Here is a 22,199-nt window from a genome sequence, read left to right as displayed (position 1 = left end):
AAATAGCGCGCGCCACGGAAAAATCCAATGCCGGCGGCGCCGCAGCGGCCCGCTTTATGCTATCGGCGTGGCATGGACGCCGAATCGCCCCCATCCCGCCACCGCCTGCGCGCCAGCATCCTCGAAACGGTGGGCGAGACGCCCAGCGTGCTGCTGCCCCGGCTGATGGCGGCCGAGGGGTTGCGGGCGCGGCTGGCCCTCAAGCTGGAATTCTTCAACCCGGCCGGCTCCGTGAAGGACCGCATCGGCCTCGCCATGGTCGAGGCGGCGGAGGCGGCCGGGCTGATCGCGCCCGAACGCTCGGTCCTGGTCGAGCCGACTTCGGGCAATACCGGCATCGCGCTGGCCTTCGTGGCGGCGGCGAAGGGCTATCGGCTGATCGTGGTGATGCCCGACGGCGCGTCCATCGAACGGCGCAAGATGCTGAAGCTCCTGGGGGCGGAACTGGAACTCACGCCGGCCAAGCGTGGGATGGCCGGGGCGATTTCCCGCGCCGAGGAGATCGTGACCCGGACCAAGGGCGCCTGGATGCCCCGGCAATTCGACAACGACGCCAACCCCGCCATCCATGCCCGCACCACGGCCGAGGAAATCTGGCGGGACACGGCGGGTGAGGTGGATGTGGTGATGGGCGGCATCGGCACGGGCGGGACGCTGACCGGAATCGCCCGGGCGCTGAAGCCGCGCAAGCCCGGCCTGCGCGTCATCGGCATCGAGCCGGCGGAAAGCGCCGTGCTGAATGGCGATGAGCCGGGGCCGCACCGGATCCAGGGCATCGGCGCCGGGTTCTGTCCCGGCGTGCTGGACCTCGCCGGACTCGATGGCGTGGAACGCGTGGCCGAGCGCGAGGCCTTCGCCGCGGCGCGTCAGGTGGCGCGGCTGGATGGCGTGCCGGTGGGCATTTCCTCGGGTGCGGTGCTGCACGCGATGATCCGGCTGGCGCGGCAGCCGGGGATGGAGGGCAAGCTGATCCTGGGCATCGCGGCCTCGTTCGCCGAGCGCTACCTCTCGACCGAGCTGTTCGAGGGCCTTTAGCCGGGAGGCCCGCCGCCGGCGCGTGGCATCGCCCCGGCGGCTGTCCCCTCGTTCCCGTCGCGGAGCTTTTGCGGCAGCCTGCTACACGTCCCAGACGCGCTCCGGCTTGGTCCAGAGCACCGGGTCGCGCATCGCCTGGGCCAGGTTGGTGGCGATGGCGCTGATCATCGCCTGGCCCTTCTCGGCGGTTGCGGCACGCGGGTCGCCCTTCACGCCGGTGCGGGGCGCGCGTTCGGCGAAGCTGTAGAAGCGCGAATAGCCGGCCGGGGCCTGCACGCCCGCATTGCCGCCGGCCGCTTCCTCGATCTTGTCCTGGCGCACCTGCCCGGGGTCCAGCGCCAGCCAGAGCGCCGTCTCGCCCTCGCAGGCATGCATGATGCCGGCCTGGGTGGTGAGTGTCTGCGCGATCTCGACCGGGGCCACATTCGGCCAGGTCGTCACCACCACCGCCATGCCGAATTCATGCGCGAGTTCGCGCACCGAGACATGGAGCGGATCAATATTGCCGCCATGCCCGTTCACGATCAGCAGCCGCGTGAAGCCCTGGGCCTGAAGGCTGCGCACGACGCAGCGCAGCACGGCATGCAGCGTCGCGTGGTCCAGCGTGATGGTGCCGCCGAAGGGCAGATGATGCTCGGACAGCCCGGTCCAGAGCGGCGGCAGCACGATGGCGGGGATGTCGGTGGCGAGCTTCGCCGCCGCCACGCAGAGTTCATGCGCGATGAAGCTGTCGGTCCAGACCGGCAGATGCGGGCCATGCTGCTCCAGGCTGCCGATCGGCAGCACGGGCAAGGCGCCTTGCTCCGCCAGGGCCTTGAGTTCAGGGCCGGTTCGTCTTTCCCAACGCACTTCCATCATCGCCTCCGTGGTTCGTTACAGCCTCCCCCCCTTGGCAGAAGCGCGCAAGCGGGCAGATGGAGGGCATGCTCGATGTGGTCTGGTTCAAACGGGATTTGCGGGTGGCGGATCACGCGCCGCTGGCGCGGGCGCGCGGGCGCATCCTGCCGCTCTACATCATCGAGCCTGGCTATTGGCAGGGGGGGGATGCCTCACCCCGGCAATGGCGCTTCCTGCGCGCGGCGCTGCTCGATCTGCGGGCCGAACTGGCGGCGATCGGCCTGCCCCTGGTGGTGCGCTCGGGCGATGCGGTCACGCTGCTGCGCCGCCTGCATGCCGAACGCGGGATCGCCACGCTGCACAGCCATGAGGAGACAGGCAATCTCTGGACCTATGCGCGGGACCGCGCCGTGGGCCGCTTCTGCCGCGAGGCGGGCATCCCCTGGGCGCAGACGCGGCAATTCGGCGTCGCCCGGCCGCTGGCCTCGCGCGATGGCTGGGCGCGGTTTTTCGGCGCCACCATGGCCGCACCCGTGACACCCATCCCCCACGGCCTGCAACCCGCCGCCTACCTGATCGAGGGTGCGATTCCCGAGCAGCCGCTGCCCTGGAACGCCGATGACGGCCTGCTGGAGCAGCAGCCGGCCGGGCGCGCGGCCGGCCTCGCGCTGCTGGAGAGCTTCCTGGCCGGGCGCGGGCGCGACTATCGGCGGGGCATGTCCTCGCCACGCAGCGCGCCGCTGGTGTGCTCGCGCCTCTCCGCCCATCTCGCCATGGGCAGCCTTTCCATGCGCGAGGTGATCCAGCGGGTGGAGCGCGCCGGGCAGGAATTCTCGGCGATGGAGCCGCGTGCCAGCCCCATCCCGCTGGGCGCCGTGCAGTCGCTCCGCTCCCGCCTGCATTGGCATTGCCACTTCATCCAGAAGCTGGAGAGCGAGCCCGAGCTGGAGCATCGCGCGGCGCACCCGGCGGTCCAGGCGGCGCGGATTGCCACCGCCCCCGATGACCCCGCGCTGCTGGCCTGGGCGGAGGGGCGCACGGGCTATCCCCTGGTGGATGCCTGCATGCGCTCCCTGATCGCGACCGGCTGGCTGAATTTCCGCATGCGCGCGATGGTGCAGAGCTTCGCGAGCTACCACCTCGCGCTGGATTGGGCCGCGAGCGGGGCACGGCTGGCCAGGCTCTTCACCGATTATGAGCCAGGCATCCACTGGCCCCAGGTGCAGATGCAATCGGGTGCGACAGGCATCAACACGCCGCGCATCTACAATCCGGTGAAGCAGAGCCTGGACCAGGACCCGCTTGGCGAATTCATCGCCCGCTGGGTGCCGGAACTGGCGCATATCCCGGCCGGCTTGCGCCACACGCCCTGGAAGCTGGATACGCCGCCGCCCGGATATCCGCAGCCCATCGTGGAGCAGGCGACGGCCCTGCGCGCCGCAAGGGAGCGGCTTTCGCGCATGCGCGGTGCGGAGGGCTTCGGGCGGGAGGCAGCGCGGGTGTTCCACAAGCATGGCAGCCGGCAACGCCGCTTCGCCCAGGACGACCCGATGGCCGAACGCGCGCGTGAGGCCGCCAGACAGGCCAAGGCTAGCCGCCAGGGATTGCTTGATTTATAGCCCGGCGCGGGTTGATGTGTGTGGCCGTCGTCCGGCTTCGGCCGATGCGCTTGCACCGATCAGGAGGTTCCCATGCCCCGTCTCGCCCTGGCCGCCGCCGGCCTCATCGCCGCGAGCCTTGCTGCCCAACCCGCCGTGGCGCAGCGCAGCGGAACCTATGCCGTGATGGGTGTGGCGGTGGATGGCACCGCCTATGAGGGCAGCGCCACGCTGGCGGCCACCGGCCCGCAGACCTGGCGGATCAACTGGCGAGTCGGCTCGGACACCTCGGCGGGCGTTGCGATCACGGTCGGGAACATGCTCGTGGTTGGCTATGTCGCCGGGCGGGAGACGGGTGCCGCGTATTACGAAGTGCAGGCCAATGGGAATTTGGTCGGCCGGTGGACGCAGGGCCGGAATGGCGGCCTGGGCTCCGAGACTCTGCTGCCGCGCTAGCGGGCTGCTGAAACAGGCCGGAATGTGAGAGGGCTTTGCCCTCTCGCGCTCTTCCACCAAGAAACTCAGTTTCTTGGATCTTCGATGGTATCAGGCCCCGGATGAAGGTGCAGGAAACTGTGAAAACCACGCAGGTTTTCACCCTGCCGGGGTGCCCGAGGGGCTGGCCCCTAGCTTCCACCGCGAAACGCAAACGGGGAGCCGAAGCCCCCCGTTCACGCAGCCCAGTGGAGGCTGATCAGCCCTGGCGAGCCTTGAAGCGCGGGTTCTTCTTGTTCAGCACATAGAGGCGGCCACGGCGGCGCACCACGACGCAGTTCTTGTCCCGCAGCTTGGCGGATTTGAGGCTGTTGCGGATCTTCATGGCGCGGACTCACAAAACGCGAAAAAGGTTGCGGGGAAAGGCGAAACCAAACCCCGGGGAGCGCGCCAATTAGGCGGGTGGCGACCGCGAGTCAACCTCAGGGCGGTGTGGGCAAGGGCGGCAGGCCCTGGGCGGCGCGGCGTTCATTCAACTCCTCCCGGTCCTTGGCGGTGGGTGCCGGATAGCCGCGCGGATAGGTGACCGCCTCACGCGGGCCGGGCGGCCGCACCGGCCCCATCCGGCCGCAGGCCACGAGCACCAGGGAGGCAGCCACGGTCAGCAGCAGCGCCCTCATGCCAGGCGCCCCTGCCAATCCGCCACCATGGCGCGCACATTCTCGGGTGCCGTGCCACCAAAGGAGCGGCGCGAGGCGACGGAAGCAGCCGGGCTCAGCACGCCAAAGACGCTGTCGGTGATGCGGGGCTCCACCTCGCGCATTTCCACGATGGTGAGGCCGGAGAGGTCCACGCCCATGCCCTCGGCCTTCGCGACCAGCTTGCCGGTGACGTGATGCGCGTCGCGGAAGGGCAGCTTCAGCTCGCGCACCAGCCAATCGGCCAGGTCCGTCGCGGTGGAGAAGCCATCGCCGGCGGCGGCGGCCATGCGGGCGATATTGGGCTGCATGTCGCGCACCATGGCGGCGGTGGCGGCGAGGCAGAGGGTCAGGTTCTCGGCCGAGTCGAAGACGCCTTCCTTGTCCTCCTGCAGGTCCTTCGCATAGGTCAGCGCCAGGCCCTTCACCACGGTCAGCAGGCCGACCAGGTTGCCCGTCATCCGGCCGGTCTTGCCGCGCACCAGCTCGGCCGCGTCCGGGTTGCGCTTTTGCGGCATGATGGAACTGCCGGTGGTCAGCCCGTCACTCAGCTTCACGAAGCCGAAGGAGGGGTTGGTCCAGATCACGATCTCCTCGGCGAGGCGCGAGAGATGCGTGGCGCAGATGGCGCAGGCGGCGAGGAACTCCATGGCGAAATCGCGGCTGCCCACGGCATCCAGGCTGTTGCGCGTGGGGCCGTCAAAGCCCAGCGATGCGGCCGTCGCGTGGCGATCAATCGGGAAGCCGGTGCCGCACATGGCGGCCGAGCCCAGCGGGCATTCATTGAGGCGTGCCCGGGCGTCCAGCATGCGGCCACGGTCGCGCCAGATCATTTCCGCATAGGCCAGCAGGTGGTGGCCGAAGGTGGTGGGCTGGGCGGGTTGAAGATGCGTGTAGCCGGGCATGATGGTGCCGGCATGCTCCTCGGCGCGAGCGACGAAGGCGCGGACCAGGTCCAGCATCTGGGCGGCCAGGCCATCCATGGCATCGCGCGTCCAGAGGCGGAAATCCGTGGCCACCTGGTCATTGCGGCTGCGCGCGGTGTGCAGGCGCTTGCCGGCCTCGCCGATGCGCTCCGTCAGGCGCGCTTCGATGTTCATGTGCACGTCTTCGAGGGCCTCGGACCATTCGAAGCGGCCCGCCTCGATCTCGGCGGCGATTTCGCCGAGGCCCTGGCGGATCGCGGCCTCGTCATCGGCCGTGATGATGCCTACATGAGCCAGCATGGCGGCGTGGGCGAGGCTGCCGCGGATGTCCTGGCGCCACATCTTGGCATCAAAGCCGATCGAGGCGTTGATGGCCTGCATGATGGCCCAGGGGCCTTCGGCGAAGCGGCCGCCCCATTGCTGGTTGGTGTTGGTTTCATTCGGGATGGACAAGGGAATATGGCTCTCTCGCTAAAGCCGCTTCGCGATGGGCTGATGTCGCGCCGCGAATGGGCTGGCATGGTCCTAGCGCCCGCCTTGCTCGGCGCGCAAGCCGCGCGCGCATCCGGCGCCGGGATCGAGCGCCTGCGCGAGGCTGCGCGCCCCTTGCCCGCCATCACCTTCCAGGATGCGGATGGGGCGGAGAAGACGCTGGCCGATTTCCCGGGCCAAGGGCTGGTGATCAACCTCTGGGCGACCTGGTGCCCGCCCTGTGTCGCCGAAATGCCGGCGTTGGAGCGGCTGGCGCGGACGCTGGCGGCCGAGCGCATCGCGGTGCTGCCGCTCTCCTCGGATCGTGGCGGGCGGTCTGTGGTGGAGGGATTCTATCAGCGCGTGGGGCTGGTCAGCCTGGGCATCTGGCTCGATCCGCGCGGGGCGGCGGCGCGGGCCATGGGCGCGCGGGGCTTGCCGACGACGATCATCGTGGACCGCCAGGGCCAGGAGCGTGCGCGGTTGGAGGGCGATGCGGCCTGGGACACGGCGCCCTTCGTGGCGGCGATCCGCCGGTTGGTGGGGCCGGTGGCGGCCACGCCGGAGCCGCTGATCCGGACGTGATGGACGGGCGGGCCCGCCGCGCCTAGTCTTCCTTCCGGCCGGGAAACATCGGCCAGGGAGGAATATCATGAGCATTCATCGTCGCCATCTGGCGGGGGCCGCCATCCTGGCCGCCGCCGTTATCCCCAGCTTCGCCAATGCCCAATCCGCCGACGATCAGGCCGTGTCCCAGGCGGTCGCCGCGCTGACCCGCGCCATGCTCGCCGCCGATCGCGCGGCGCTGGAGGCTGTGACCCATGAGGGGCTGAGCTATGGCCATTCGGCTGGGCGGATCGAGAACCGGGCGCAGTTCATCGCGAACCTGGTGGAGCGGAACAACCCGTTCGGCGAGATCAACATCACGAACCAGACCATCCAGGTGAATGGCGATGACGCGATCGTGCGGCATGTCTTCACTGGTAACACCACGGGCGGCGGCCGGATCACGCCGGTGAATATCGGCATCCTGCAGGTCTGGAAGAAGCAGGGGGGCGCCTGGAAGCTCTACGCGCGCCAGGCCTTCACGCGGCCGCAGGCGTAGCGCTGAAAACAGCAGCCCGTCCCGACAGGTCATGCTAAGATTTCGGGCATGACCAACACGCCGCGCATCCTGCTCGACCCCGCCATTCTCGCTGGACAGCCAATGCTCGAGGGTACACGGTTTTCGGCCAGCTTCGTCCTGGGATTGCTGGCCGCGGGCTGGTCGGAAGCTGATTTCACCGGGAACCATCCGGGCATGACGCCGGAGCATGTGCGGGCTTGTTTCGCCTCTACGCGTGAGCCGCTGCCGGCTTCAACGCACAACCCTTCCCGCAGTTGAAAACACCGCTATGTCGGTGGTCGCTGGTCTTGAGCTTTCAACGACGGAATGGCTCGATTTTTCTGAGAAGCTCAACTCGTTCGCGATCGCTTTGCTGGCGAGTGTGGATATCGTCGTCACAGAGAAAAAATCGGCAGACCCAAAAGTCGTCGCTGCCTCCTTACTGATCCGCACGGCGAGCAACTTCAAAGGCACATTGTGCCTCGCACGTATGGGCATGATCGTTGAAGCGAGAACCCTTGCACGATCCTGTTTTGAGAATTGGTTCTGGATCGCTGGCGTCCAGGCTGAGGGTGATGCCTTTGTGCAGGCTATGGGCCGGGACGATCTTGTCAGCACTAAATGGCTCAGTGAACTGGCGATAGGAAGTCTCTCTATCGACCAAACACGAAAGAGAGATTTGGTCGATGGCCTGAGAAAACTCGTTGATGGGGTGCCAAAGCCTAAGCGGCTGAACCCTAATGACGTTGCCGACAAAAGTGTGATTTCAAAATCCTATGGAATTTATAAATTGCTATCCGCGGACGCGGCACATCCATCCATAAGAGCCCTCAGTCGCTACATCGTTCCTGCTGCGGACGGACTTTGCGCCATCAATATGGATCCCGCTCAGAAGCCTGGTGAGATGGCACTAACGATCCACTATGCCTGTATCGCGCTCATGGGCTGCTGTGTCGTTTTCAACGAGATGATGGGTTTCACGCCCGTTGGCCGAGGCATCAACATATTGGCGGATGAGTTTGATGCGTTGAAGGCTTCGACTGGTATCGGGTAGCGCGCCCATTCACGTCAAGGGTTCCGAGGGGCCAGCCCCTCGGCGGGTGGGTCCGGGAGGGCAGAGCCCTCCCGGGGAACCTACTCAGCGGCCTGGAGTGTGGCCGTCTCCGCATAGGCTTCCAGCGGCGCGCAGGTGCAGATGAGGTTCCGGTCGCCATGGACATTGTCCACGCGCTTCACCGGCGGCCAGTACTTGTTCATCCGCACATAGGGCAGCGGGAAGGCGGCGTCTTCGCGGCTGTAGGGATGCGCCCAATCGCTCGCCATGACTTCCGCCATGGTGTGCGGCGCGTGTTTCAGCGGGTTGTCGGCGCGGTCCATCCGGCCTTGCTCCACGGCGCGGATTTCGGCGCGGATGCTGATCATCGCGTCGCAGAAGCGGTCGAGCTCGGATTTCGTCTCGCTCTCGGTCGGCTCCACCATCAGCGTGCCGGTGACCGGCCAGGACATGGTGGGGGCGTGGAAGCCGTAATCCTGCAGGCGCTTGGCGATATCCTCGACGAGGACGCCGCCATTCTGCTGGAAGCCGCGGCAATCCAGGATGCACTCGTGTGCGACCATGCCCTGCCCACCGCGGTAGAGGATGGGGAAGTGGTCGGCCAGCCGCTTCGCCATGTAGTTGGCGTTGAGGATGGCGACCTGTGTCGCGCGGGTCAGCCCCTCGCCGCCCATCATGCGGATATAGGCGTAGCTGATGGGCAGGATGGCGGCCGAGCCGAAGGGCGCGGCGGAGACCGGGCCGAAGCCCGTGGCCGGGCCCGCTTCCGCCACAAGCGGATGGTTCGGCAGATGCGGGGCCAGATGCGCCGCGACCCCGATCGGCCCCACGCCCGGCCCACCGCCGCCATGCGGGATGCAGAAGGTCTTGTGCAGGTTCAAATGGCAGACATCGGCGCCGATCGAGGCGGGGGAGGTGAGCCCCACCTGCGCGTTCATGTTGGCACCATCCATATAGACCTGCCCGCCCTCGGCATGGATGATCGCGCAGATCTCGCGGATCGCCTCCTCAAACACGCCATGGGTGGAGGGGTAGGTGACCATGAGGGCCGCGAGGTTCGCCCCGTGCAGCTTGGCCTTGGCGCGCAGATCCTCGACATCCACATTGCCGTCGCGGTCGCAGCCGGTGACGACGACCTTCATCCCCGCCATCACGGCGGAGGCCGGGTTGGTGCCATGCGCGGAGGAGGGGATGAGGCAGATGTTGCGATGCCCCTCACCGCGCGCCTGGTGGAAGGCGCGGATGGCGAGAAGGCCGGCATATTCGCCCTGCGAACCCGCATTGGGCTGCAGCGAGACGGCGGCGAAGCCGGTCACGCCGCAAAGCCACGCCTCGAGCTGCCGGATCATCGCGATATAGCCCTGCGCCTGGTCAGTGGGCGCGAAGGGGTGAATATCGGCAAAGCCGGGGAAGGTGACGGGGACCATCTCCGCCGTCGCGTTCAGCTTCATGGTGCAGGAGCCGAGCGGGATCATGGAGCGGTTCAGCGCCACATCCTTGTCCTCCAGCCGCTTCATGTAGCGCAGCATGGAGTGCTCGGCGTGGTGCGAGTGAAACACCTCGGCCTTGAGGAAGCTGGTGGTGCGCGCCAGGGTCGCGGGCATGCCGCCGGCGGGTGTCACGCTGGCAAGCTCGCCATGGCCCAGCAGCCCGGCCAGGGTGGCGAGCTCGGTGCGCGTCACCGTTTCATCCAGCGCGATGGCGATGGCGTCATGGCCCACGCGGCGCAGGTTGAAGCCGGCCGCAAGGGCGGCCTTCAGCAGCGCCTCCGTCCGTGCGCCGGTCTCGATGCAGAGCGTGTCGAAGAAGGCGCCATGCCGCAGCGCGAGGCCGCTGGCCTGGGCCGCGCCGGCCAGCACACGCGCCTGCAGGGCCACGCGGCGGGCGATGCGCTTCAGCCCTTCGGGCCCATGCCAGACGGCATACATCGAGGCCATCACCGCCAGCAGCACCTGCGCCGTGCAGATGTTGGAGGTCGCCTTCTCACGCCGGATATGCTGCTCGCGCGTTTGCAGGGCGAGGCGCATGGCGGGCGCCCCGGCGGCGTCAATGGAGACGCCGACCAGGCGGCCAGGCAGGCTGCGCTTCAGCGCATCGCGCACGGCCATGAAGCCGGCATGCGGGCCGCCATAACCGAGCGGCACGCCAAAGCGCTGCGAGGAGCCAACGACGATATCCGCCCCCATCTCGCCCGGCGGCGTCACCAGCGTCAGCGCCAGAAGATCCGCCGCGATGATGGCCAGCGCGCCGGCGGCGTGGGCGGCCTCGATCTCGGGCGCAATGTCCCGCAGCTCACCCGTCGTGCCCGGATATTGCGAGAGCACGGCGAAGGGCTTTTCGGCCGCGATGGTCGCGGCCAGCTGGGCCGGCTCGGCCAGGACCACGCGGATGCCCACGGGCTCGGCGCGCACCTGCACCACGGCGATGGTCTGCGGGTGGCAATCGGCGGCGACGACCAGCGTGTCGCTTTTGCCCTTGTGGCTGGAATGGGCGAGCGTCACCGCCTCGGCCGCGGCGGTGCCTTCATCGAGCAGCGACGCGCCGGCGACGGGCAGGCCGGTCAGCTCGCCGATCATGGTCTGGAAATTCACCAGCGCTTCCAACCGCCCTTGGGCGATCTCGGCCTGATAGGGCGTATAGGCGGTGTACCAGCCCGGGTTTTCCAGGATGTTGCGCAGGATGACGGGCGGCGTGTGGGTGCCGTGATACCCCATGCCGATCAGCGAGCGCTTGCGGATATTCTGCTCCGACAGGGCGCGCAATTCGGCGATGGCAGCGGCTTCGTTCACGGGGGCGGGCAGGCCGGAGAAATCCACGCCGCGAATGGCGGCGGGGATGGTGCGCGCCGTCATCTGCTCCAGGTCGGTGCAGCCGATGGTGGTGAGCATGGAGGCGATTTCCGCCTCGGTCGGGCCGATATGGCGGCGGATGAACTCGCCGGAATCCTCCAGCTCCGTCAGTTCATGGAGGATGCTCATACGAGGTTCTCCACGAAAGCCGCATAGGCATCGGCATCCATCAGATCATCCGGCAGGGCGCCTGCCGGCGTGATCTTGAAGAACCAGCCAGCCCCGGTCGGCTCGCTGTTGATCAGGGCGGGGTCATCCACCAGGCCGGCATTCACCTCGGTGACGCGGCCGGTAATGGGCGCATAGACATCGGACGCCGCCTTCACGCTTTCCACGACGGCGATCGCCTCGCCCGCCGTGACGTCGCGGCCGGGCTCGGGCAGGTCCACGAAGACCACATCGCCCAGCGCGTTCTGCGCGTGGTCGGTGATGCCGATGGTGGCCGCATCGCCTTCAAAGCGAATCCACTCGTGATCCTTGGTGTATTTCATCTCGGGCATGGGGAACCTCAGCGTGCGTAGCGGTGGGGGTGGAAGGGCATGGGCGCAACCCGCGCGGGCAGCGGCTTGTCACGGACGATCAGATCCAGGGCCGTGCCATCGGCCGCGGCGTCGCGCGCCACATAGCCCATGGCGACGGGCGCGCCGATGGAGGGGCCGAAGCCGCCGGAGGTGACTTCGCCCACCACGGCGCCACCCTGCTGGATGGGCGTATGGCCGCGCGCGGGCTGGCGCCCCTCGGGGCGGAGGCCGACGCGCAGGCGTTTCACGCCATGGTCGAGGTGATCGCGCACCACATCGGCGCCACGGAAATCCCACGCCATGCGGCGGCGCTTGCCCATGGACCAGGTGAGGTTGGCTTCCACGGGCGAGGTCGTCTCATCCAGGTCATTGCCATAGAGGCACAGCCCCGCTTCCAGCCGCAGACTGTCCCGAGCACCCAGGCCGACCGGCATGACGCCCGGCATGGCGAGCAGGGCGCGGGCCAGCGCCTCGGCCTGCTCGGCCGCGACGGAGATTTCCAGCCCATCCTCGCCCGTATAGCCGGAGCGGGAGGCGATGACGGGAATGCCCGCGATCTCCATCTCCATGATGCCCATGAAGCTCATCGTGGTCGGGATCAGCGTGGCGACGGCGGGGCCCTGGAGGGCGATCAGGGCGCGGTCCGGCAGTGGGCGCAGCGTGACGCCGCGCGGCAGGACGCTCTCGATCAGGGGGAGGTCAATCTGCTTGCGGGAGGCGTTGACCACCAGGAACAGCCGGTCGCCCATATTGGCGAACATGAAGTCATCCACGATGCCACCGGCCTCGTTCAGCAGCAGGCCATAGCGCTGGCGGCCGGGCTTCAGGCCCTGGACATCGGCGGGGGTGAGCTGTTCCAGGGCGGCGGCCGCACCTTCGCCGATGAGCTCCGCCTGGCCCATGTGGGAGACGTCGAACAGCCCCGCCTGGGCGCGGCAATGCAGGTGCTCGGCCATGATCCCGGCCGGGTATTGGACCGGCATGGCATAGCCCGCGAAGGGCACCATGCGGCCGCCCAATTCGCGGTTCAGCGCCGCCAGGGGAGTTTCAAGAAGTGCTTCGGGCTCGGTCACGCATCCCCCTGCCGCTCAGCGGCAATCGAGTGTGGTGACCCCCCTCTGTCCGAGATACCTGAGAGATTCAGCAGCCTGGCCTTGTCGCGCGGCCCCTTCAGCCCCTTCGGGGCAGGACTGCACGGCGGCCGATTTGTGCTTCCGGGCCAGGAGCCTTTCCACAATCGGACGCGAGCCGCGCCGCTGACATGTGCCGCCGGGCCGGATGGCCCTTCAGCAATCAGCGGCGAACCGCCTTACTCCGTCGGTGCCACCCCCCTTTCGGAGGATGAGCTTTCCAGAGTGCCCACTCCCGCGCGGCCCTTGATGCCTGAGCGTTTCCGGGGGCCGGTTGCGCCTTCGGCGACCGGTCGGCATCGCTGCCCACCGATTCTCTCCCGCGCGCGATGCACAGGCGAGGGTCTTCTGCCCTTGGATCACGGCCGATGCAAGGCGTTTTCCGCCGCTGGGTGACAGCCGCCGCCGGGCACGCACGCAAAGCGGGCGGGGCGCCTGACACATCGCCCGAAAACCGGGCGTCAGAGGATCATCAGCGTCGAGGTGCCATGGGCATAGAGCTTCGCCCCGCCCTCTCCGGTCAGGCGAGCCTCAGCGATGGCGGTGCGGCCGCCGCGATGCACCACGCGCCCCTCGCAGGAGACCAGTCCGCTCTTCACCGTCAGCGGGCGGGCGTAATTCACCTTGAGATCCAGCGTGGTATGCGCCTTCCCCGCTTCCATCACGGTGCGGACGGCGTTCCACAGCGCCGCATCCAGGATGGTGGCCGCATAGCCGCCATGGGCGATGCCGATGCCATTGTAGAATTGCTCGCCGATTTCGCCGTCCATGACGGCCAGACCCTCCTCGGCGCGGACCAGGCGGATGCCCATCAGCGCGAACATGGGGCTGCGCTGCACGCCATCCGCGATGGCCCGGCGCATCGCCTCCAGCCCCGGCAGGCCGGCATGGGGGGAGGGGCCGTCGAGGCTTTCCCAGGTGACGGTATGGCTGCGGGTGGGCATCGGCGGTCCTTCGGGCTGCAGCGCGCATTTCCCCATGCGGCGCCTTGCTTGACCAGCCCCTGCTTGACCGATCGGGGAGGGGCTTCCTACCGTCCCGCATGGCCACACATCATTTCCGACCGACCCGCTATCACAACACGCTCGGCACGGCCGAGCCCTGCCTGCGCCTCGCCGATGGCGATACGCTGGTCACCGATACGGTGGATGCCTCGGGGCTGGACGCGCATGAGGTGGCCATCGCCGCCCGGCCCAACCCGATGACCGGGCCTTTCTTCGTGGAGGGCGCCGAGCCCGGCGACACGCTGGCGGTCGAGATCATTCGCCTCACACCCAGCCGCCGCACCGGCTGGACCTATTCGCCCTTGGCGCTGACCGTGCTGGAGCCCGCCGCCATCCTGGAGCGACCGCCGCAGCAGCGCGCCATCTGGGAGATCAATGCCAATGAGGGGGCCAATGAGGGGACAGTGCGGTTGCAGGATACGCCGCCCGGACTTGAAGGCTTCACACCGCCGCTGGCGCCGATGATCGGCTGTTTCGGCGTGGCGCCGGCGGGCGGCGAGGCGATTTCCACCGCCACCAGCGGCCCGCATGGCGGCAACATGGATTACCGCCTTTTCGCGCCGGGGACGACGGCCTGGTTCCCCGTCTCGGTGCCGGGCGCGCTGTTCTATCTGGGCGATGGCCATGCCTGCCAGGGCGATGGGGAGATTACCGGCACGGGGATCGAAACCTCCTTCGAGATGGAGGTGCGGCTTTCCGTGCTGAAGCGCCGCATCACCTGGCCGCGAGCCGAGACGGCGGAGGACATCATCACCATCGGCAATGCCCGCCCGCTGGACCAGGCCTTGCAGCACGCGACGACGGAGATGCAGCGCTGGCTGGGCGAGGATTACGGGCTGGATGCGCGCGCCGCGAGCCATCTGATGGGAATGGTGGTGCGCTATGATGTGGGGAATGTGTTCAACCCGGCCTATACGGTGGCGTGCCGGGTGGCGAAGAAGTGGTTGAAGCGATGATAGGACATCCTTTCCGCCCAAAGACCCGACATCGCTAATATAAGATACTTAGAACAGTGTTTTTAACACTTTCGCCACACCCTCAACTAGCTCTTCAACCTGCTCCACTGTGGGCTCTTTAGATTTATTATGGTCACAGAGATTTCGTAGATCCGCAAGATGTTGCGTTGCCCTCCATCGCGGTATGTCAATTACATCTACAGTACGCAACGCGTCATTGAGATCAGCGATCGTCAGGTTTTTCTTGGAAATTAACACATTATGATTTCTGCAGATTTGTGCCAAATGCTTTTCCAATACGACCCCTGCGACAGCTCCAGCTGCCCGGAGGAATTTTTTCTTTGACAGAGCCTTGGCTGATTCTATCTCACTGTCAAATAAATCAGCCATTGCGAGTTGTTGAATATCGAACAGTGAACTTTTGAAGCGCTGCTTAGCCGATGCGACTATATTTAATTGTTGCTCCATTCGAGTTAAGGCTGCTTCACGCGATACTCCGCCCGGCATTCGCAAGCCATGCAAGTAATCTTCTATTGTATAATTTTCCCATCCTAAGGTTTTTCTGTTTTGTGGCGTCTCGTAGTTTTTCGTAAAATCCGCCAGACGGTCAGGTATGAGTTGCCGCACAACAGAGCGTGCTTCAGAATACCAACCCTGATAGGTCGAATTGAATTTTGGCAATTTTGAAATATAGTTATCGGCTTTATCGCCTAATAACTCTTGAATATGCTTGGTGGCCTCCGCTTTGGCAACCTCGTATTGCATTGCGGCTAGCAAGGATTGCCCCTCTTCCACTAGCCGAGCGAGATCCGCTTCGTAACGCGCCAAGTTGGTCGACATCGATGAATCCGCCTGCCATCATTTTCATGATATGCCGATGCGTGCGTTAAGGGAAGATAACGTGAATATGCAGGAGGCGCTCACCCCCGCTTGCGCAGCACCAGCGTCGCCCAGGGATCCAGGCTGATCCGGCGTTCCAGCACCAGCCCCGCGCGCTGATGCGCGGCCAGCACCATGCGCACCTGCTTGCCCAGCAGCCCCGCCAGGATGGCCGTGCCGCCCGGCTTCAGATGCGCCGCGAGGTCACAGGCCATCGCACATAGGGGCCGGGCCAGGATATTGGCGAAGATCAGGTCATAGGGCGCGCCGCGCGTGATGGCGCGGTGGTTGTAGCCAGTGGCGAGGATGGCGCGCAGCCGCGGCTTCAGCCCGTTCATCTTCGCGTTTTCCTCGGCGACGCGGACGGACCAGGGGTCAATATCGGTTGCCAGCGCCTTCACATGGAACAGCTTCGCCGCTCCCATCGCCAGGATGCCGCTGCCCGAGCCGACATCCAGCACGCGCAATGGTCGCCGCGCCACGCGCTCCAGCGCCATCAGGCAGCCCTGGGTGGAGGCATGTTCGCCCGAGCCGAAAGCCAGCCCCGCATCCAGGGTGAGGGCGATGCGGCCATAGGTGTGGCGGGGTGCGACATGGGTGGGGCGGATCAGGAAGCGGCGGCCGATTTCCTGTTCGGGGAAGGCTTCCACGGTGCGCGCCAGCCAGCCATCGGACTCCGTCAGGCTGCGGGTCAGCGGCGCTTCATGGCCCGTCAGGCCGGCGGCCAGGGCCAGGGCGGCGTGCAGCGCATCCTGGTCGGCCAGCGTGTCGCGCACGGCTTCGATGCGCCAATGGTCGGTCGCTTCGTCGTGAAACAGCGAGATGGTGGCGCTGACGGCCAGCAGTGCTGCCTCATAGGAGGGGACTGCGTCCTCGGGCAGCTGGTCCAGCACCAAGGTTTCGAGCTGCGCGGGATGTTTCTTCATGAGACTCTTTGGATCGAAGGTGCAGGAAACTGTGTTTCCTGCTGGGGGGCTCGGGGGGCAACGCCCCTCGATCTAAGCCGGCTCGACAAAACGGTCCAACACCCGCTTCACGCCCGCCTTCTCGAACTCGATTTCCAGCTTGTCGTCATCCACATCCAGCACGCGCCCATAGCCGAATTTGGTGTGGAAGACGCGCGTCCCCCGCGCGAAGGCTTTTTCGCGTTCGGGCCTTTGATCCACCTCCCAGGCGCCGGCCTCGATCACGCGCGGCCGGCGCTGGGAGGACAGCGGGGCCCCCGCTGAAAACACGCTGGATGGCATGCGGGCTGCCTGAGCCACGCCGCCCTCGCGCAGGATTTCGCTCTCGGGGAGTTCATCGAGGAAGCGGGACGGGATGGAGTTCACCCAGTTGCCGTAGATGCGCCGGTTGGCGGCATGGCTGATGGTGCAATGCCTGCGGGCGCGGGTGATGCCGACATAAGCGAGGCGGCGTTCTTCTTCGAGCGCCTTGGCGCCGCCCTCATCCAGGCTGCGCTGCGAGGGGAACAGCCCTTCCTCCCAGCCTGGCAGGAAGACCATGTCGAATTCCAGGCCCTTGGCGGCGTGCAGCGTCATGATGCCGACCTTTTGGCCCTCGGAATTATCGTCATTTTCCATGACCAGGGCGATGTGTTCCAGGAAGGCGCCGAGGGTCGCGAAATCCCCCATGGCGCGCAGCAATTCCTTGAGGTTGTCGAGGCGCCCCGCGGCCTCGATGCTGCGGTCGGCCTTCCACATCTCGACATAGCCGCTCTCCTCCAGGACCTGGGCGGCGACGACGACATGGCCCTCGCGTTCCAGGGCCGCGTTCCAGCGGCTCAGGCCTTCCAGCAATTCGCGCAGGGCCGCGCGCGGGCGGGGGCGGATGGCATCGGTCTGGCAGAGGCGCTCGGCGGCGAAGCGCAGCGGGATTTTCTCATCACGGCTCAGGCGGTGCAGCGCCGCCATGGCGGTATCGCCCAAACCACGCTTGGGCGTGTTCACGATGCGCTCGAAGGCCAGATCATCATTGGGCTGGGAGAGGGCGCGGAAATAGGCGATGGCGTCGCGGATTTCGGCGCGCTCGTAGAATTTGGCACCACCAAACACGCGATACGGGATGGCGAGGGTGATCAGCCTTTCCTCAAAGGAGCGCGTCTGGAATCCGGCACGCACCAGGATGGCGATTTCGCTCAAATTCTGCCCGTCACGCCGCGCTTCCTCGATGCGGCCACCGACCATGCGGGCTTCCTCCTCGCTGTCCCACAGCGACACCACGCGCACCCGCTCGCCCGAGGCATCCTCGCGGCCGGAGCGCAGGGTCTTGCCCAACCTCCCCTCATTGCGGGCGATCAGCCCCGCGGCCGCGGCGAGGATGGGGCGCGTCGAGCGATAATTGCTCTCCAGCCGCACGATGACGGCCCCCGGGAAGTCGCGCTCGAAGCGCAGGATGTTTTCGATCTCGGCGCCGCGCCAGGAATAGATGGACTGGTCATCATCGCCGACGCAGCAGATGTTCTTGTGGCCCTGGGCGAGCAGCCGCAGCCATAGATATTGGACCAGGTTGGTGTCCTGATACTCATCCACCAGGATGTAGCGGAACAGGCGATGATAGCTCGCCAGGATTTCGGCATTGGTGCGCAGGATTTCGGTGATGTGCAGCAGCAGGTCGCCGAAGTCGCAGGCATTCAGCGCCACCAGCCGCGCCTGGTAGGCGGCGTAGAGCTTCTCGGCGCGGTTATTCGCGTAGTCGGAGGTTTCGGCCACAGGAATGCGGTCCGGCGTCAGCCCGCGATCCTTCCAGCGCTGGATCACGCCCATGAGGCCATTGGGCGGCCAGCGCTTGAGGTCCACACCTTCCGCTTCCATCACCTGCTTGAGCAGGCGCGCCTGATCATCCGTGTCCAGGATGGTGAAGCTGGAGGTGAGGCCGACCAGCTCCGCATGGCGGCGCAGCATGCGCGCGGCGAGCGCGTGGAACGTGCCCAGCCACAGCCCTTCCACCGGGCGGTTCAGGATGGCGCCCACACGCTCGCGCATCTCGCGCGCGGCCTTGTTGGTGAAGGTGACGGAGAGCACCTGGTGCGGCTGGGCGCGGCCCGTCATCAGCAGATGCGCGAATCGGGTGGTCAGCACCCGCGTCTTGCCGGTGCCCGCACCGGCCAGCACGAGCAAAGGCCCGTCCAGCGTTTCCACGGCCGAGCGTTGCTCCGGGTTCAGCCGGGCGAGGTAGTCTTGCGGGGGGGCAGCCCCTGGAGAGGATGGTGCGGACACGCACAGGGCTATAGAACATCCGGCGAACGCCACCAACCATGCAGAACCCTTGGACCTGACGCGCCGCCTCCTGGAATGGTCCGCCCTGCACGGGGCCGCGCTGTTGGCCGGCAGCATCTTCGCGGGGCTGTTCATCCCCCCGCTGGCCGCGCTGTTCCGGGACGTGATCACGCCCGTGGTCTTCATCCTCATGGTGCTGGTGCTGCTGCGCGTGGACCCGGCCCAGGTGCTGGCCTATCTGCGCCGGCCCCTGCTGGTGGTCGCATTGCTGGCCTGGCTGCTGATCGCGACGCCTTTGCTGGCCTGGGCGGCACTCACAGCGCTGGGCATCACCGGCCCGCTGGCCAATGGGCTGGTGATCGTGGCGACGGGCTGTGCCGCCACCTCCTCACCGGCTTTTGCCCGAATGGTGGGGCTGGATGGCGAGATCGCCTTCGTGGTGGCGGTGCTCTCCATCCTGCTGATCCCGATCACGGCGCCGCCCTTGGCGCTGGGGCTGCTGGGCATTGATCTCGCGATTTCCATGACGGGGCTGATGCTGCGGCTGGGGCTGGTGGTGCTGCTACCGCTGGTGATTTCCATCGGCATCCGCCGTGTGGTGGCCCCGGCGCAACTCCAGCATTGGGGGCGCGCGGTGGATGGGGCGGTGGTGCTGCTGGTGGTGTTCTATGGCTTCGGCGTGATGGATGGCGTGCTGGCGCGCATGCTGGCGGAGCCCGGCTTCATCCTGACCGGCGTCGCCATGGCCTTTGGCGGCACGCTGGCCATGAATGCGGCGACGGCACTCGCTTTCGCGGGGTTCGGGCAGCGGCTGGCACTCTCGGCCGGACTGCTGGCCGGCAACCGCAATATGGCGCTCTATCTGGCGGTGCTGCCGGAGGCGACGGATCCGGGGATCCTGCTGTTCTGCGTGCTCTGCCAGTTTCCACTGTTTCTTAGCCCCTTCCTGCTTAAGCCGCTCTATGAGCGTATTCGCAGCTGGTAGCCGAGGGGGTGGCTTTCAGCCCCCGCCGCGGCGCAGGGCTTCGGTGATGTCGCGAATGAAGGCGCGCGGATCGGCCGCTGGCGGATCGCGCCGCGGCATGGAAACCCGCAGCCGCAGCAATTGCCCGCCCGCCGCACCCACACAGGTGGTGCTGGTCACCGCCGTGCGGCCATAGGCGCCTTCCAGGTCGGCGCAGCGAAACAGCGGCGCGCCGGGCGGCTGGTCACTTTCGCGGACCAGGCGCAGCCGGCGATGCGGGCCCGAGCCGCGCTGCGCCGCGGCGATCACCCGCTGGTACTCATCCTGCACGACCAGGCTGCCCGGCCCATCGGGCGGTGCCACGGCGGGGGGGCGCACCACCTGCACGAAGCCCGCGGCCGAGCGCCCGGGCGTGGCATAGGCCACCTCCACACCGGGAAGCGGCTGGTCGATCGGCGCTGTGGCGCCGCGCTGGAAACTGCCAGCCTGGGCGGGCAGGCGCTGCGCGAGCAAGGCCGGGGCCGAAACCACGGGCACGGCGCCGGCGCCGCCGGCCTGATCGCCGCCTTCGGTCGCGCAGGCCGCAAGACCAGCCAGGAGGATGAGGGAGAAATGCCGCATCAAGTCACTCGCACCAGGGGGGGCATCATCAGTGGTTCGGGCAATTCGCGGTATTCGCCATGGGCGCTGCCGCCGCTCATGAAGCGATGCACATCTTCATAGACCATCTCGATGCCGATGTAGACGATGAGGGCTACGCCGATATAGGCGACGATCGGGTAGCTCTCCAGCAGGCGGGCGATCAGCGTGGCCGCGACGCCCATCAGCAGGATGGAGATGACGAGGCCGATGATCAGCATGGGCGTGTTGCCATGCGCGGCACCCGCCACGGCCAGCACATTGTCGAGGCTCATGGAGACATCGGCGATGACGATCTGGCGCAGGGCCACGGCCATGGTCTTGGGCGCGGCATCGGCGTGATGGCCGCTGGCCTCGTCCTTGTCCTTCTGGCGCAGCTCCTTGAAGAAGGTATACGCGATCCAGAGCAGCACGAGGCCGCCCGCCAGCATGATCCCCGGAATGGCCAGCAGATAAACGGCGGCGAGGCTGAGCACGATGCGCAGCACCACGGCCAGCACCATGCCGAAGAGGATGGCCTTGGAGCGTTGCTCGGCCGGCAGGCCGGCGGCGGCGAGGGCGATGAGCACCGCATTGTCGCCGGAGAGGATCAGGTTCACGCCGAGGATCTCGGTGAGGATCACCCAGTTCCAGCTTTCGGCGAAGGTGGCGAAGTCCATTTTCTTGTGCTTTCCTCAACTCGGATGCGCGGGAAGCTAAACGCCCTGCCAGCGGCTGTCTTTACCGAACGGTCATGTGGAAAATCCGCCGCCGGCGCCCCAGGGGCGTTGCGGCGCACCGCCTTCGGCCGGGCCCGGCATCAACCGCCCTGGGGCTTGCGCAGGGGCTTTTGCCCCGCCGCGCCCGCGATGATGGCGAAACATTCCGCAGACTGGCGGCCTGCCTCGGCCGGCGCGCCGTGGCTGGCGCCGTGAATCATTCTCCACGCTGCGCCAGGGCGGGCCGTTTCCGGCGCCTTGTTGGGGCCGAGGGTGCCCCCGGCCAGGCCGCTCGGTGTTATCGGCGACGGGCGCGCAGCACCGCTTCGACGATCAGCGCGCAGAGGGCTGCCAGCAAGGCCACCTGCATCACCGTCGCCCCCGCCCAGATCCAGGCCGGGAAGACGCCCGGCAGCGCCAGGTAGCCGAGCGGCAGCAGCAGGAAGGCATAGGATTCCGGAACCCGGTCGGCCACTTCATGCGTGCCGGACCAGATCATGTCGCCCGCGACATAGACGATGACCAGCAGGCCGACCCAGGCGATCCAGCGATGCTTGTTCAGCAGATTGGCGATCAGCGTCGCGGCCACACCCATCAGCACGACGGAGATGGCGAGGCCGATGATCAGGACATAGGGATGGTCCTTGGCGGCTCCCGCCACGGCCAGCACATTGTCCAGGCTCATTGAAATATCGGCGATCAGGATCTGCGTGATGGCCTGGCGCATGGTCTTGCGCGGCGAGCCGTCGGGGTTGGTCGTCTCATCGCCGATGCCGTCGCCCACATGCTCGTGGCCGCCGCCGCCATCGCGCAATTCCCGGTACATCTTCCAGCAGACCCAGGCGAGCAGCACGCCGCCCGCCAGGGTGATGCCGGTGACGGCGAGCAACTGGACGGTGATGCTGGCGAAGGCGATGCGCATCACCGTCGCGGCGGCAATGCCCCACAGGACGGCCTTGCGGCGCTGTTCAGGCGGAAGTCCGGCGGCGGCCATGCCCACGACGATCGCATTGTCCCCGGCGAGGACAATATCAATCATCAGGACCTGCATGAGCGGTACGAACCAATCCGGCATGTGGGAGCCCTTCAAACTGACATATTTGTAACCCAAGCATTTCCTTGGATGCCCCCTCCCTTTGGCAGAGGAAGCGCCCCGCGCCAAGCCCGCTTGTCCGGATTTGC

The 22,199-nt window shown here is 66.9% G+C and carries 23 protein-coding genes and 1 riboswitch; of the genes, 9 read left to right on the top strand and 14 right to left on the bottom strand.

The features are described from left to right. The first annotated feature begins 72 nt into the window (after window positions 1-72). The gene (gene cysK / locus LHU95_RS19380) at window positions 73-1,035 is read left to right on the top strand and encodes a cysteine synthase A (RefSeq protein WP_248708592.1); all 963 of its coding nucleotides are present in this window, start codon (window positions 73-75) and stop codon (window positions 1,033-1,035) included. An 81-nt stretch (window positions 1,036-1,116) separates the two neighbouring features. Here cysK and LHU95_RS19375 read toward each other — a convergent pair whose 3' ends face one another. After that, entirely contained in the window at window positions 1,117-1,890 is a 774-nt protein-coding gene (locus LHU95_RS19375) for a creatininase family protein (protein ID WP_248708591.1), read from the bottom strand. Window positions 1,891-1,958: 68 nt separating this feature from the next. Between LHU95_RS19375 and LHU95_RS19370 the strand changes: the two genes are divergently transcribed. Further along, window positions 1,959-3,491: an FAD-binding domain-containing protein gene (locus LHU95_RS19370; RefSeq protein ID WP_248708590.1), complete on the top strand. Its 1,533-nt coding sequence runs from the start codon at window positions 1,959-1,961 to the stop codon at window positions 3,489-3,491. Window positions 3,492-3,563: 72 nt separating this feature from the next. Continuing rightward, window positions 3,564-3,926, top strand: a complete 363-nt coding sequence (locus LHU95_RS19365; protein ID WP_248708589.1) for a hypothetical protein — start codon at window positions 3,564-3,566, stop codon at window positions 3,924-3,926. A 238-nt stretch (window positions 3,927-4,164) separates the two neighbouring features. On the opposite strand, the gene ykgO is transcribed toward LHU95_RS19365, so the two are convergent. The 3 genes from ykgO to argH form a co-directional block, all read right to left on the bottom strand. Beyond that, window positions 4,165-4,290 carry a type B 50S ribosomal protein L36 gene (gene ykgO, locus LHU95_RS19360; protein WP_213610077.1) on the bottom strand — a complete coding sequence of 42 codons (126 nt, stop codon included), beginning with the start codon at window positions 4,288-4,290 and terminating at the stop codon, window positions 4,165-4,167. A 97-nt stretch (window positions 4,291-4,387) separates the two neighbouring features. Beyond that, complete coding sequence (locus LHU95_RS19355) at window positions 4,388-4,585, bottom strand: hypothetical protein (protein WP_248711638.1); 198 nt, start codon at window positions 4,583-4,585, stop codon at window positions 4,388-4,390. Further along, window positions 4,582-5,910 (bottom strand): argininosuccinate lyase, encoded by a 1,329-nt coding sequence (gene argH / locus LHU95_RS19350; RefSeq protein ID WP_248711591.1) that lies wholly within the window; start codon window positions 5,908-5,910, stop codon window positions 4,582-4,584. Before argH ends, LHU95_RS19355 begins: the two co-directional genes overlap by 4 nt. A gap of 114 nt (window positions 5,911-6,024) precedes the next feature. Between argH and LHU95_RS19345 the strand changes: the two genes are divergently transcribed. The 4 genes from LHU95_RS19345 to LHU95_RS19330 all read left to right on the top strand — a co-directional run bounded on the left by LHU95_RS19345 (window position 6,025) and on the right by LHU95_RS19330 (window position 8,159). Further along, the gene (locus tag LHU95_RS19345; RefSeq protein ID WP_248708588.1) at window positions 6,025-6,585 is read left to right on the top strand and encodes a TlpA disulfide reductase family protein; all 561 of its coding nucleotides are present in this window, start codon (window positions 6,025-6,027) and stop codon (window positions 6,583-6,585) included. Between the two features lie 67 nt (window positions 6,586-6,652). Then, window positions 6,653-7,105 carry a nuclear transport factor 2 family protein gene (locus LHU95_RS19340; RefSeq protein WP_248708587.1) on the top strand — a complete coding sequence of 151 codons (453 nt, stop codon included), beginning with the start codon at window positions 6,653-6,655 and terminating at the stop codon, window positions 7,103-7,105. Window positions 7,106-7,153: 48 nt separating this feature from the next. Then, on the top strand, window positions 7,154-7,384 hold the full coding sequence (locus LHU95_RS19335; protein ID WP_248708586.1) for a DUF433 domain-containing protein: 231 nt from the start codon (window positions 7,154-7,156) through the stop codon (window positions 7,382-7,384). 10 nt (window positions 7,385-7,394) lie between these two features. After that, on the top strand, window positions 7,395-8,159 hold the full coding sequence (locus tag LHU95_RS19330; RefSeq protein WP_248708585.1) for a DUF5677 domain-containing protein: 765 nt from the start codon (window positions 7,395-7,397) through the stop codon (window positions 8,157-8,159). Window positions 8,160-8,239: 80 nt separating this feature from the next. On the opposite strand, the gene gcvP is transcribed toward LHU95_RS19330, so the two are convergent. From gcvP to LHU95_RS19310, 4 genes are all read right to left on the bottom strand, one after another. Further along, window positions 8,240-11,137 carry an aminomethyl-transferring glycine dehydrogenase gene (gene gcvP / locus LHU95_RS19325; protein WP_248708584.1) on the bottom strand — a complete coding sequence of 966 codons (2,898 nt, stop codon included), beginning with the start codon at window positions 11,135-11,137 and terminating at the stop codon, window positions 8,240-8,242. Beyond that, window positions 11,134-11,508, bottom strand: a complete 375-nt coding sequence (gcvH, locus tag LHU95_RS19320; RefSeq protein WP_248708583.1) for a glycine cleavage system protein GcvH — start codon at window positions 11,506-11,508, stop codon at window positions 11,134-11,136. The genes gcvP and gcvH overlap by 4 nt, the downstream gene beginning before the upstream one ends. An 8-nt stretch (window positions 11,509-11,516) precedes the next feature. Then, window positions 11,517-12,602: a glycine cleavage system aminomethyltransferase GcvT gene (gene gcvT, locus LHU95_RS19315; RefSeq protein WP_248708582.1), complete on the bottom strand. Its 1,086-nt coding sequence runs from the start codon at window positions 12,600-12,602 to the stop codon at window positions 11,517-11,519. A 287-nt stretch (window positions 12,603-12,889) separates the two neighbouring features. Further along, a riboswitch (glycine riboswitch) is annotated at window positions 12,890-12,992 on the bottom strand. A 128-nt stretch (window positions 12,993-13,120) separates the two neighbouring features. Then, window positions 13,121-13,603 carry a PaaI family thioesterase gene (locus LHU95_RS19310; RefSeq protein ID WP_248708581.1) on the bottom strand — a complete coding sequence of 161 codons (483 nt, stop codon included), beginning with the start codon at window positions 13,601-13,603 and terminating at the stop codon, window positions 13,121-13,123. Window positions 13,604-13,701: 98 nt separating this feature from the next. Between LHU95_RS19310 and LHU95_RS19305 the strand changes: the two genes are divergently transcribed. Further along, window positions 13,702-14,619, top strand: coding sequence for an acetamidase/formamidase family protein (locus LHU95_RS19305; protein ID WP_248708580.1), 918 nt, complete (start codon window positions 13,702-13,704; stop codon window positions 14,617-14,619). 48 nt (window positions 14,620-14,667) lie between these two features. On the opposite strand, the gene LHU95_RS19300 is transcribed toward LHU95_RS19305, so the two are convergent. From LHU95_RS19300 to LHU95_RS19290, 3 genes are all read right to left on the bottom strand, one after another. Further along, window positions 14,668-15,459 carry a hypothetical protein gene (locus LHU95_RS19300; RefSeq protein WP_248708579.1) on the bottom strand — a complete coding sequence of 264 codons (792 nt, stop codon included), beginning with the start codon at window positions 15,457-15,459 and terminating at the stop codon, window positions 14,668-14,670. 80 nt (window positions 15,460-15,539) lie between these two features. After that, entirely contained in the window at window positions 15,540-16,424 is an 885-nt protein-coding gene (locus LHU95_RS19295) for a 50S ribosomal protein L11 methyltransferase (protein ID WP_248708578.1), read from the bottom strand. 72 nt (window positions 16,425-16,496) lie between these two features. Next, window positions 16,497-18,638, bottom strand: coding sequence for a UvrD-helicase domain-containing protein (locus tag LHU95_RS19290; RefSeq protein ID WP_248708577.1), 2,142 nt, complete (start codon window positions 18,636-18,638; stop codon window positions 16,497-16,499). 127 nt (window positions 18,639-18,765) lie between these two features. Between LHU95_RS19290 and LHU95_RS19285 the strand changes: the two genes are divergently transcribed. Then, window positions 18,766-19,701, top strand: coding sequence for a hypothetical protein (locus tag LHU95_RS19285; protein WP_248708576.1), 936 nt, complete (start codon window positions 18,766-18,768; stop codon window positions 19,699-19,701). A 15-nt stretch (window positions 19,702-19,716) separates the two neighbouring features. Here the strand turns inward: LHU95_RS19285 and LHU95_RS19280 are convergent, their stop codons facing one another. The 3 genes from LHU95_RS19280 to LHU95_RS19270 all read right to left on the bottom strand — a co-directional run bounded on the left by LHU95_RS19280 (window position 19,717) and on the right by LHU95_RS19270 (window position 22,092). Beyond that, the gene (locus LHU95_RS19280; RefSeq protein ID WP_248708575.1) at window positions 19,717-20,301 is read right to left on the bottom strand and encodes a hypothetical protein; all 585 of its coding nucleotides are present in this window, start codon (window positions 20,299-20,301) and stop codon (window positions 19,717-19,719) included. Then, complete coding sequence (locus LHU95_RS19275) at window positions 20,301-20,978, bottom strand: TerC family protein (RefSeq protein WP_248708574.1); 678 nt, start codon at window positions 20,976-20,978, stop codon at window positions 20,301-20,303. The genes LHU95_RS19280 and LHU95_RS19275 overlap by 1 nt, the downstream gene beginning before the upstream one ends. 337 nt (window positions 20,979-21,315) lie before the next feature. After that, window positions 21,316-22,092, bottom strand: coding sequence for a TerC family protein (locus LHU95_RS19270; protein WP_349292635.1), 777 nt, complete (start codon window positions 22,090-22,092; stop codon window positions 21,316-21,318). Window positions 22,093-22,199: the final 107 nt, after the last annotated feature.

This window comes from Sediminicoccus sp. KRV36 (assembly GCF_023243115.1).
Taxonomy (GTDB): Bacteria; Pseudomonadota; Alphaproteobacteria; order Acetobacterales; family Acetobacteraceae; genus Roseococcus.
Note: the sequence above shows the minus strand (reverse complement) of the source record. Positions and strands in the feature narration are given on the sequence as shown.

What these genes read in the sequence shown, in the direction of transcription:
- cysK (WP_248708592.1), top strand. Translation starts at nt 73, where the DNA reads ATGGACGCCGAATCGCCCCCATCCCGCCACCGCCTGCGCGCCAGCATC.
- LHU95_RS19375 (WP_248708591.1), bottom strand. Translation starts at nt 1,890, where the DNA reads ATGGAAGTGCGTTGGGAAAGACGAACCGGCCCTGAACTCAAGGCCCTG.
- LHU95_RS19370 (WP_248708590.1), top strand. Translation starts at nt 1,959, where the DNA reads ATGCTCGATGTGGTCTGGTTCAAACGGGATTTGCGGGTGGCGGATCAC.
- LHU95_RS19365 (WP_248708589.1), top strand. Translation starts at nt 3,564, where the DNA reads ATGCCCCGTCTCGCCCTGGCCGCCGCCGGCCTCATCGCCGCGAGCCTT.
- ykgO (WP_213610077.1), bottom strand. Translation starts at nt 4,290, where the DNA reads ATGAAGATCCGCAACAGCCTCAAATCCGCCAAGCTGCGGGACAAGAAC.
- LHU95_RS19355 (WP_248711638.1), bottom strand. Translation starts at nt 4,585, where the DNA reads ATGAGGGCGCTGCTGCTGACCGTGGCTGCCTCCCTGGTGCTCGTGGCC.
- argH (WP_248711591.1), bottom strand. Translation starts at nt 5,910, where the DNA reads ATGCAGGCCATCAACGCCTCGATCGGCTTTGATGCCAAGATGTGGCGC.
- LHU95_RS19345 (WP_248708588.1), top strand. Translation starts at nt 6,025, where the DNA reads ATGTCGCGCCGCGAATGGGCTGGCATGGTCCTAGCGCCCGCCTTGCTC.
- LHU95_RS19340 (WP_248708587.1), top strand. Translation starts at nt 6,653, where the DNA reads ATGAGCATTCATCGTCGCCATCTGGCGGGGGCCGCCATCCTGGCCGCC.
- LHU95_RS19335 (WP_248708586.1), top strand. Translation starts at nt 7,154, where the DNA reads ATGACCAACACGCCGCGCATCCTGCTCGACCCCGCCATTCTCGCTGGA.
- LHU95_RS19330 (WP_248708585.1), top strand. Translation starts at nt 7,395, where the DNA reads ATGTCGGTGGTCGCTGGTCTTGAGCTTTCAACGACGGAATGGCTCGAT.
- gcvP (WP_248708584.1), bottom strand. Translation starts at nt 11,137, where the DNA reads ATGAGCATCCTCCATGAACTGACGGAGCTGGAGGATTCCGGCGAGTTC.
- gcvH (WP_248708583.1), bottom strand. Translation starts at nt 11,508, where the DNA reads ATGCCCGAGATGAAATACACCAAGGATCACGAGTGGATTCGCTTTGAA.
- LHU95_RS19310 (WP_248708581.1), bottom strand. Translation starts at nt 13,603, where the DNA reads ATGCCCACCCGCAGCCATACCGTCACCTGGGAAAGCCTCGACGGCCCC.
- LHU95_RS19305 (WP_248708580.1), top strand. Translation starts at nt 13,702, where the DNA reads ATGGCCACACATCATTTCCGACCGACCCGCTATCACAACACGCTCGGC.
- LHU95_RS19300 (WP_248708579.1), bottom strand. Translation starts at nt 15,459, where the DNA reads ATGTCGACCAACTTGGCGCGTTACGAAGCGGATCTCGCTCGGCTAGTG.
- LHU95_RS19295 (WP_248708578.1), bottom strand. Translation starts at nt 16,424, where the DNA reads ATGAAGAAACATCCCGCGCAGCTCGAAACCTTGGTGCTGGACCAGCTG.
- LHU95_RS19280 (WP_248708575.1), bottom strand. Translation starts at nt 20,301, where the DNA reads ATGCGGCATTTCTCCCTCATCCTCCTGGCTGGTCTTGCGGCCTGCGCG.
- LHU95_RS19275 (WP_248708574.1), bottom strand. Translation starts at nt 20,978, where the DNA reads ATGGACTTCGCCACCTTCGCCGAAAGCTGGAACTGGGTGATCCTCACC.
- LHU95_RS19270 (WP_349292635.1), bottom strand. Translation starts at nt 22,092, where the DNA reads ATGCCGGATTGGTTCGTACCGCTCATGCAGGTCCTGATGATTGATATT.